The organism is Brachybacterium nesterenkovii (assembly GCF_900163655.1).
GTDB classification, from domain to species: domain Bacteria; phylum Actinomycetota; class Actinomycetes; order Actinomycetales; family Dermabacteraceae; genus Brachybacterium; species Brachybacterium nesterenkovii.
This window is the reverse complement of sequence record NZ_FWFG01000044.1, coordinates 1-7,551: the sequence shown is the minus strand read 5'-3', so window position 1 is coordinate 7,551 and position 7,551 is coordinate 1. Positions and strand designations below refer to the sequence as shown.

The window sequence follows — 7,551 nt, the reverse complement described above, 5'->3', positions numbered from 1 at the left end:
GCTCCTGATCACCGGCGGTCTCGACGCCTCACCCCACACTCAACTCTGAAGAGCCGGTTTAACGTCTAGGCAGGCACCTTCGCGCGTGTGCCGCAGTCAGAGCCGAGTGGCCCTCGACGCAAGTGTGATATCACGATATCGTTCTGGGGGAGGTGGTCGTGATGACGAACGTGCTGATCCGTGGTCTGAGTGAGTCTGCCGTCGAGCGCATCGATGCTGAGGCGGCGGCCCTGGGGCTCTCGCGCAACGAGTACCTGCGTCGGCGCTTGGAGCAAGATGCCCCGCCTCCAGCAGCGGCCACGGTCGATGCTGATGACTGGAGGCGCTCAGCGGAGGTTTTCAGGGATCTTGCTGACCCTGACGTGATGGATGCCGCGTGGCGGTGACGAACTGGCTGGTCGACAAATCGGCATACGTGCGGATGCAGGCCGGGCAGGCGGCGAGCCTCTCCGAGTGGAACTCGCGCATTGAGCGCGGGCTGATGCGTCTTTCGACGGTGACGCGGCTCGAACTCGGCTTCTCCGTCCGCTCGGGTGAAGTGGGGCGCGAGGCGTTCGGGCTGCCTCCGCTGTCGCTCATGCCGATCGAGCACCTCACGCCCGCGATGGAGGACCGCGCCTTCGAGGTGCAGATGCTCCTCGCCGATCGTGGCCGGCACCGCGCTCCGTCCATCCCGGATCTGCTCATCGCCGCGACGGCGGAGAAAGCGGGGTTGACAGTCCTGGCCGTCGACAAGGACTTCGATCTCATCGCGGAGGTCACCGGTCAGCCTGTGGAGACGCTCGTACTGAACTGACCCATTGCGGTCGCGTCACCGGCCCATGAATCGGCTGGCGGTGCAGGATCTCAGTGGGCTTCGAGACGATGTCCCGGCACTGGTGCCGCCAGTGCCCGTGCTGACGTCAGATCCTGCGCAGCTCTGTCGCATCGGCGGCGTTCCACGCCGCCAGCAGCTGCAGTCTCTCCGCCGTCGGGGCGGTGGGCTCTGCGATGTAGGCGGACAGGGTGATCGACGGCTCGGAGTCCAGTGCGAGCTCCTCGAAGTCGAGGGTGGGCTCCCCGACCTCGTGGTGGTGGAGGATCTTCGTCCCGGCGCGGTGGACGCCGACGTCGTGAGCGGCCCACCGGGCGCTGAAGTCCTCGTTGCGGGTGGTCAGCTCGCCGACGAGCTGACTGAGCTGCTTGTCGTGCGGCGTCGCTCCGGCCTGGGCGCGCAGGATCTTCACGCAGGTGGCGGCGGCTCCGTCGAGGACGTCGTAGAACCTGGCGGCGGCGGGGTCGAGGAAGACGAAGGATGCCAGGTTCGGCGCGGAGGCGTCGGAGACCCCGGTCAGCTCGCCCTTCTCGATCCGGGTGTAGTAGTCCACCGAGGCAGATCTCCTGGTTCCACCGTGCGCTCGCCTGGTCGTGCTCACCGGTCTCCCGGGAGTCGGGAAGACGAGCATCGCCGAGATCGTCGCTGCGCGCACAGGGTCGGTCCACCTGTCCGTCGACGTGGTCGAGGACTCGATGCTCGCCGGCGGTCTGCCGCGAGGCTGGGTGGTCGGGGTCGCTGCTTACGAGGCGACGCGTGCGATGGCCGAGCTGAACCTTGGGCTCGGCCACGATGTCGTCGTCGACGCGGTGGGCGACAGCGACGAGGCCCGGCAGACCTGGCGTGCTGCCGCGGCACGAACAGGTGCAGACATCGAGTTCGTGCACCTCCTGATCTCGGATGCGCAGGAGCATCGACGGAAGCTCCATGGCAGGGATCGAGGGCTCGCGCATGTCGGCGAACCGACCTGGGCGGACGTGCAGCGCAGGCGTTCCGACTGTGCGGCGTGGTCCGATGCCGTGGCGGAGATCGACACAGGCGAGCGGACTGCCGACAAGGTTGCGGATCTTCTCGTCACCGGGCTGGGCGTGCGGTGAGGTGTCATCGACGACGATGACTCTCGGCGTGTGCGCATGGTGGAGTCCCGCGTCAACGTGCAGAACCCCAGTCCGCGGGGTGCGCGTCACGTCCGGCGCCTCACCGCGCCGCGCGGGCGGTCCGCGGAGAGGAGACTCATCGGGCAGCCGAGCGATCGGTCTCGCGTCGGACCCGGCCGGTTATGGCCTGGATGCTAGAGGTATCTTGACGTCAAGATAAAAAGGAGGCGGCGATGAGGCTCCACCACGTTCAGATCTCCATCGCGCGCGACGGGGAGGATGATGCTCGCCGCTTCTACGGTGAGGCGCTCGGGCTGCAGGAGGTGTCGAAGCCGCCGTCGCTCACAGGCCGGGCGGATGCTGGTTCCGTGCCTTCGACGGTGACGTGATCACCGCCGAGCTCCATCTCGGCGTGGAGGAGCCGTTCCGTCCGGCCGAGAAGGCCCATCCGGGTCTCGTCCTCGACACGCTCGACGAGCTCGAGGCGACGGCTGCACGCATCGAACACGCCGGCTATGAGCTCTCCTGGGCGGAGCGCGACACCTTCGAGGGGTACGTCCGCTTCCATGCGCGCGACGGCTTCGGCAACCGTGTCGAGGTGATGACGCCGGCTGCGTGACATGAGGTCGGTGCAGTCGCCCGCCGCCAGGGGGTGTCGTCGGAGAGTGTGGCCGCGCTCAGAACAGCGGCCACGGCACCGCCGGCATCTCGCCGCCCGGGGCCGGGAAGAGCCCGTCCTCCTGCAGCCGGGCGCATCGCGCTGCGAGGGCTGCGAGCTCGTCGGCGCTGAGCAGCTCCGCAAGACGCTCGCCGAGCTCGCCGTCCAGCTCGTCGGCGACGCGGCCGACGCCTCCCAGCTCCTCGGCGGTCAAGGGCTCGCCCAGCCAGCCCCACAGGACGGTGCGCAGCTTGTCGTCGTGGTGGAAGGTGAGGCCGTGATCGACGCCGTAGCGGTGCCCGCCCTCCATGGCCAGGACGTGGTCGCCCTTGCGGTCGGCGTTGTTGACGATCACGTCGAACACCGCCATGCGCCGCAGCGCGGGCGTGTCCTCATGGACCAGGACGATCTGCTGACCATCCTGGTCCTCGCCCTCGAGGACAGCGCGCAAGCCTGTCTCGGGCACCTGGTCCGCCGCGACGAGGTCCACGGGGCTCTGATCGGGGTCCCGCTCCTGCCAGAGCTGCACCATCCCCTCCCCGAACGGGCCGTCGCGCAGCCAGGTGCGCGGCACGACGTCCCAGCCGAGGACCTCGGAGACCAGGAAGGAGGCCACTTCCCGACGGGCCAGAGTCCGGCCGGGGAAGTCCCAGAGCGGGGCCTCGCCCGCCACCGGCTTGTACACGACCGCATCGTCGCCGATCCTGCCCAGGAACGTCGCGTTCGACGCCGTCGCGAGGCGACCGGTGAGCGTCAGCTCGGCGGTCACCAGGTCAGCCTGGGACATCAGGACTCGGGGATGATGCAGGTGTGGCCATCGGGGTCGATGGGGTAGCCGCAGAGAGTGCACAGGGGACGCCCGGCGTCCACGAGCTCGCGGGTGCGCTGGGTGAACGCCCGGGCGGTGCCGACGGGCATCTTCACCCTCAGCATCTCGGAGTCCTCGGCGAAGGAGTCCTCCGCGGACGAGTCCTCCGCGAACCCCTCGTCGAGCTCGTCGTCGGCGGGGAGAGGATGCGCCTCGATGATCACCTGCGCCGTGATGGGGTCCCAGCCGATGCCGATGGTGCCGGCGCGGAACTGCTCCTGGACGGTCTCGAGCGGAGCATTGTCGACCAGCTCGACGGGAGTGCTGGTGGGAACGCTCCAGCGGTTGCCCTCGACCTCGCGGAGCCGGTCGAGGATCTCGTCGATCTTCTGCGCGAGCAGGGCCGACTGCTCCTTCTCGAGGGCGATGCTCACGATCTGCGCCCCTGTGCGCGCCTGCAGGTAGAACGTCCGGGCCCCGGGACGCCCGACCGTCCCGAGGACGACCCGGTCCGGCCAGTCGAACTCATGAACATGGGCGGGCACGTCGGTCATGTGACGATCCTAGGCGCCGCGGCCTCGGCAGCGGGAGCGCCCGCGCCGCCGCCCACCGCGGCATCACCGGCGCGGACGCCCGCCGCGAGCCAGGACAGATCGCCGGAGTCGGTGTTGATCGCCAGGACCCTCGGCCTGATCGCGCCGTAGCTCACGATCGACACCGAGGCGGGGCCCGCCTCCAGCCTCTGGAACATGTCCAGGTGCATGCCGAGCGCATCGGCCAGGACCGACTTGATGATGTCGCCGTGGCTCACCGCCACCCACACCGCTCCCGGACCGTGCTCGGCCTCGATCTCCGCATCATGGCGCCTGATCGCCGCCACCGCCCTGGCCTGCATCCCCGTCATGGACTCGCCGCCGGGGAAGACGACCGCGGAGGGATGCGACTGCACGGTCCGCCACAGATCCTCCTTCGCGAGATCGTCGAGCCGTCGGCCCTGCCACCGGCCGTAGTCGCACTCCGTGATCTCGTCCTCGACCGACGAGGGCGGCGCTACCGCCTGTCGCTCGACGATGGCCCGGGCGGTCTCCCGGCAGCGGTCCAGCGGACTCGAGACCACCGCGGCCACGGGCACTGCCGCGATCCTGTCTCCGGTCCGCGCCGCCTGGTCCCGTCCGTGAGCGTCGAGGGCGACACCGGGGGTCCGCCCTGCCAGAAGTCCTGTCGAATTGGCCGTGGTGCGACCGTGCCGCACGAGGAGAACTGTCGCCATCCCTCCAGCCTAGCCACGCGGGTAGGGTCGTCGTGTGACACAGCAGCGGAGCTTTCGACCGAGCAGCCTCGCCGATGCCGCCTGGATGGCAGAGCTCCGTGCGGTGGTCATGCGGCCCGATCTCCCCGGTGTTCGAGGCCCTTCTCCTGCTCGGCTGAGACGGACCGCAGCCGTCAGATGGCGGGCCCGGCGGTGATCCCGTCGAGCCGGGACGTCGCGACCGTGAGGGCGCGCGGCATGCCCCGCGGCGTATCCTGGGTCACACGGCATCGAAGGGATCGTGATGAGCGCACCGCACCAGAAGCCCGTCCATGACCACGCTCCCGGCCGGGGGGAGGAGACCCCGCTCCCGGACCTCGAGGACGACGAGACGATCGCGCCCCGCCCTGAGGAGGAGATCGCCGACCTGTTCCGCGAAGGTCCCGTCGCGAAGGGGTCCGGGGACGCCGGCGAGTGATCCATCTCCACCGAGCGGCGGCCGACGGTATCGTGGCAGGTCGAACCGCACGACGAGGGGGCACAGCATGGGCGGCATCTCGACAGCGGGCACGAGAGACGAGGGCCGCACAGGCGCCGTCGAGCTCACCGGGCGACTGGTCTGCGGCGATCTCGACGAGGCCGCCGCGGTCCGCCGGCACCTGCCCGAGCACGTCGCCCTCACCCGCGCCGAGCCCGGATGCCTCCGCTTCGCGGTCGAGCCGACCGAGGACCCCCTGGTCTGGACAGTCTCTGAGCTGTTCGTGGACCGTGCCGCGTTCGACACGCATCAGGCGCGGGTCCGCTCGAGCCCGTGGTCCGAGGCCACCTCGGGGGTCGCACGGGACTACGTCGTCGAGTCCGTCACCCCCGACCCGACGCCGACCGGTGCATCCCGCGGGCTCGACGATGATCATCACCGACGGACACAGGGAGCGGCACATGGCTGAGGCGACCGAGATCCCCTCCTTCCGGCCCAGCAGCGAGTGGTACGAGGACTGGCCCTTCGACGTGGACACGTCCGTGCAGGTCGAGGCGTCCGTCACCGGACCTGCGGCGGATCCGGCGGTGGAGAGGTTCCTGGCACCGCTCACGCAGATCCAGGACGACTCCGTCCCCGACGGCGTCCGCGTCCACTACTGGGGCGGTTTCACCGCCGCGACCGCGCCGCGGGAGGACGGGGACGGCTGGGTGATCGTCCTGGAGTCCTCGGGCGAGGACGGGTTCTCCTCGCTCCAGGGCGCGGCCGACGACCTCGCCGACGCGCTCCGGTCGACACCCGGCGACGTGCGTCTGGCCTGGCGCGAGCTGCCGGCGACCCGGGCGGACGGGGCGGGCCGGGACGGCCGCTGAGCGCGGAACGTCCAGTGACGGTCAGCGCGGCTGCGGCGTCAGCGTGCGGGTGTACTGCACCTCGCCTGCCGCATCGATCAGCTCCACGGTGAATTCCTCGCCGTCGGGCGCGATCTCCACCCGGCCGAAGAACTGGCCCTTCCCGTCGCGCGGGGAGCCCATCGCGGGGCCGGCCTTCTGGAAGTCGACCTCGGGGCCGAAGGTGCCGTCCATCTCGTTGGGGCCGAAGGAGCCGGCGTTGATCGGTCCGGCCACGAACTCCCAGAACGGGTCGAAGTCGGTGAACGCGGCCCGCTGGGGGGAGTAGTGGTGCGCGGCGCAGTAGTGGACGTCGCCGGTGAGGAAGACGACGTTGCGGGTGCGCTGGGACTTGATCCCCGACAGCAGGCGCGCGAGCTCCAGCTCACGGCCCAGGGGTGCGCCGTCCTCGGCGTTGGCGATCGACTCCTGGCCTTCGCCGTCGGGCACCACGATCCCCAGCGGCAGGTCCGCGAGGATCACTTTCCAGGTCGCCTGCGACCTGCGCAGACCCTTCAGCAGCCACTGCAGCTGCTCCTCGCCGAGCATCGACGTGGCGCGCTGCTCCTTGCCGTCGGTGTTCTCGCCCTTGTGGGTGCGCATGTCGAGCACGAACACGTCCAGCGCCGGGCCGCGGGAGATCTTCCGGTAGATGCGCTCCGGCTCGAAGCCGGTGCCGGGGGTCAGGGAGCGCACGTCGGCGATCGGCTGGTACTCCTGCCAGGCGCGTCGGCCGCGCGCGGCCAGGGTGTCCACGTCGACGACGGAGTAGCGGTCGTCCTCCAGCACCTCGCCGGGCCACCAGTTGTTGGTGGTCTCGTGGTCGTCCCAGGTGGCGATGACCGGGACCTCGGCGTACAGCGCGCGGATGTTCTCGTCCCTCAGGTTGTAGCTGTGGCGGCCGCGGAACTCCCGCAGCGTCTCGGCCACCTTCGCGACCTCGTCGGTGACCAGGTTGCGCCAGATCGTGCCGTCGGGCTCCTCGATGCTCTCCTCGATCGGGCCGTCGGCGTAGATCGTGTCCCCGGCGTGGAGGAAGAAGTCGGGCTCCACGGCGCGCATCGCCTCGTAGCCGAACATGCCGCCGACGTCGGGATTGATGCCGTAGCCCTGGCCGGCGGTGTCGGCCGTCCAGACGAAGGACTGCGCCCCGTCGGAGCGGTGCCCGGGCGCGGTCCCGAAGCGGCCGATGCCGACCTCGCCCCGCTTCCCGTTCTCGTCCTCGAAGAACAGCTCGACCTCGTACAGCGTGTCGGAGGGGAGGTCCGTGGCGCTGATCCGGGCGGTGAAGTCGGTCCGCTCGGTGGCCCAGGGGCCGCGCAGCACGAGCGGCTCGCCGTCCCGGCCGCGGGCCTTCCCGCGGCCCCTCGAGGAGGAGGTGAGGCGACGGCCTTCATGGTCCAGGGCGTGCAGGACGGCGTGGAGCCGGCCCTCGCCCGAGGCGCGGGACCAGAGCACGGCGGAGTCCATGGTGACGTCTTCGGTCTGCAGGCCGGAGGGCAGGGTCAGGCGAGCGGCGCCGGGGCGTCCGCGGACCTCCCGCAGCTCTCCGTCATG

13 protein-coding genes are annotated in these 7,551 nt (G+C 70.2%); 8 read left to right on the top strand and 5 right to left on the bottom strand.

What is annotated here, in order from left to right; translation table 11 throughout:
- Window positions 1–161 precede the first annotated feature (161 nt).
- The gene (vapB, locus tag FM110_RS04555) at window positions 162–386 is read left to right on the top strand and encodes a type II toxin-antitoxin system VapB family antitoxin (RefSeq protein WP_087103089.1); all 225 of its coding nucleotides are present in this window, start codon (window positions 162–164) and stop codon (window positions 384–386) included.
- Window positions 377–796: a PIN domain nuclease gene (locus FM110_RS04550; protein ID WP_070502224.1), complete on the top strand. Its 420-nt coding sequence runs from the start codon at window positions 377–379 to the stop codon at window positions 794–796. The genes vapB and FM110_RS04550 overlap by 10 nt, the downstream gene beginning before the upstream one ends.
- A gap of 106 nt (window positions 797–902) precedes the next feature.
- On the opposite strand, the gene FM110_RS04545 is transcribed toward FM110_RS04550, so the two are convergent.
- Window positions 903–1,367, bottom strand: a complete 465-nt coding sequence (locus FM110_RS04545) for an MmyB family transcriptional regulator (protein WP_200810164.1) — start codon at window positions 1,365–1,367, stop codon at window positions 903–905.
- 40 nt (window positions 1,368–1,407) lie between these two features.
- Between FM110_RS04545 and FM110_RS04540 the strand changes: the two genes are divergently transcribed.
- The 3 genes from FM110_RS04540 to FM110_RS14800 all read left to right on the top strand — a co-directional run bounded on the left by FM110_RS04540 (window position 1,408) and on the right by FM110_RS14800 (window position 2,530).
- A complete protein-coding gene (locus FM110_RS04540) occupies window positions 1,408–1,911 on the top strand; it encodes an AAA family ATPase (protein ID WP_159457973.1) in 504 nt (167 codons plus the stop codon).
- 233 nt (window positions 1,912–2,144) lie between these two features.
- Complete coding sequence (locus FM110_RS14805) at window positions 2,145–2,300, top strand: VOC family protein (RefSeq protein WP_327230422.1); 156 nt, start codon at window positions 2,145–2,147, stop codon at window positions 2,298–2,300.
- On the top strand, window positions 2,297–2,530 hold the full coding sequence (locus FM110_RS14800; protein WP_327230420.1) for a VOC family protein: 234 nt from the start codon (window positions 2,297–2,299) through the stop codon (window positions 2,528–2,530). The genes FM110_RS14805 and FM110_RS14800 overlap by 4 nt, the downstream gene beginning before the upstream one ends.
- 58 nt (window positions 2,531–2,588) lie before the next feature.
- Here FM110_RS14800 and FM110_RS04530 read toward each other — a convergent pair whose 3' ends face one another.
- Genes FM110_RS04530 through FM110_RS04520 form a run of 3 tightly spaced genes read right to left on the bottom strand, consistent with a single transcriptional unit; the run spans window position 2,589 to window position 4,647 of the window.
- Complete coding sequence (locus FM110_RS04530; RefSeq protein ID WP_087103082.1) at window positions 2,589–3,356, bottom strand: SCO1664 family protein; 768 nt, start codon at window positions 3,354–3,356, stop codon at window positions 2,589–2,591.
- Window positions 3,356–3,931, bottom strand: coding sequence for a DUF3090 domain-containing protein (locus FM110_RS04525; RefSeq protein WP_087103080.1), 576 nt, complete (start codon window positions 3,929–3,931; stop codon window positions 3,356–3,358). The genes FM110_RS04530 and FM110_RS04525 overlap by 1 nt, the downstream gene beginning before the upstream one ends.
- A complete protein-coding gene (locus FM110_RS04520) occupies window positions 3,928–4,647 on the bottom strand; it encodes an MSMEG_4193 family putative phosphomutase (protein ID WP_200810163.1) in 720 nt (239 codons plus the stop codon). Before FM110_RS04520 ends, FM110_RS04525 begins: the two co-directional genes overlap by 4 nt.
- A 283-nt stretch (window positions 4,648–4,930) precedes the next feature.
- Between FM110_RS04520 and FM110_RS14095 the strand changes: the two genes are divergently transcribed.
- The 3 genes from FM110_RS14095 (at window position 4,931) to FM110_RS04505 (ending at window position 5,976) form a co-directional block, all read left to right on the top strand.
- Window positions 4,931–5,104, top strand: a complete 174-nt coding sequence (locus tag FM110_RS14095; protein WP_159457972.1) for a hypothetical protein — start codon at window positions 4,931–4,933, stop codon at window positions 5,102–5,104.
- A 67-nt stretch (window positions 5,105–5,171) separates the two neighbouring features.
- A complete protein-coding gene (locus FM110_RS04510) occupies window positions 5,172–5,573 on the top strand; it encodes a putative quinol monooxygenase (protein ID WP_087103078.1) in 402 nt (133 codons plus the stop codon).
- Window positions 5,566–5,976 carry a hypothetical protein gene (locus FM110_RS04505; protein WP_234991907.1) on the top strand — a complete coding sequence of 137 codons (411 nt, stop codon included), beginning with the start codon at window positions 5,566–5,568 and terminating at the stop codon, window positions 5,974–5,976. The genes FM110_RS04510 and FM110_RS04505 overlap by 8 nt, the downstream gene beginning before the upstream one ends.
- 21 nt (window positions 5,977–5,997) lie before the next feature.
- On the opposite strand, the gene FM110_RS04500 is transcribed toward FM110_RS04505, so the two are convergent.
- On the bottom strand, window positions 5,998–7,551 hold a 1,554-nt coding region (locus FM110_RS04500), incomplete at its 5' end, for an alkaline phosphatase D family protein (protein WP_234991906.1).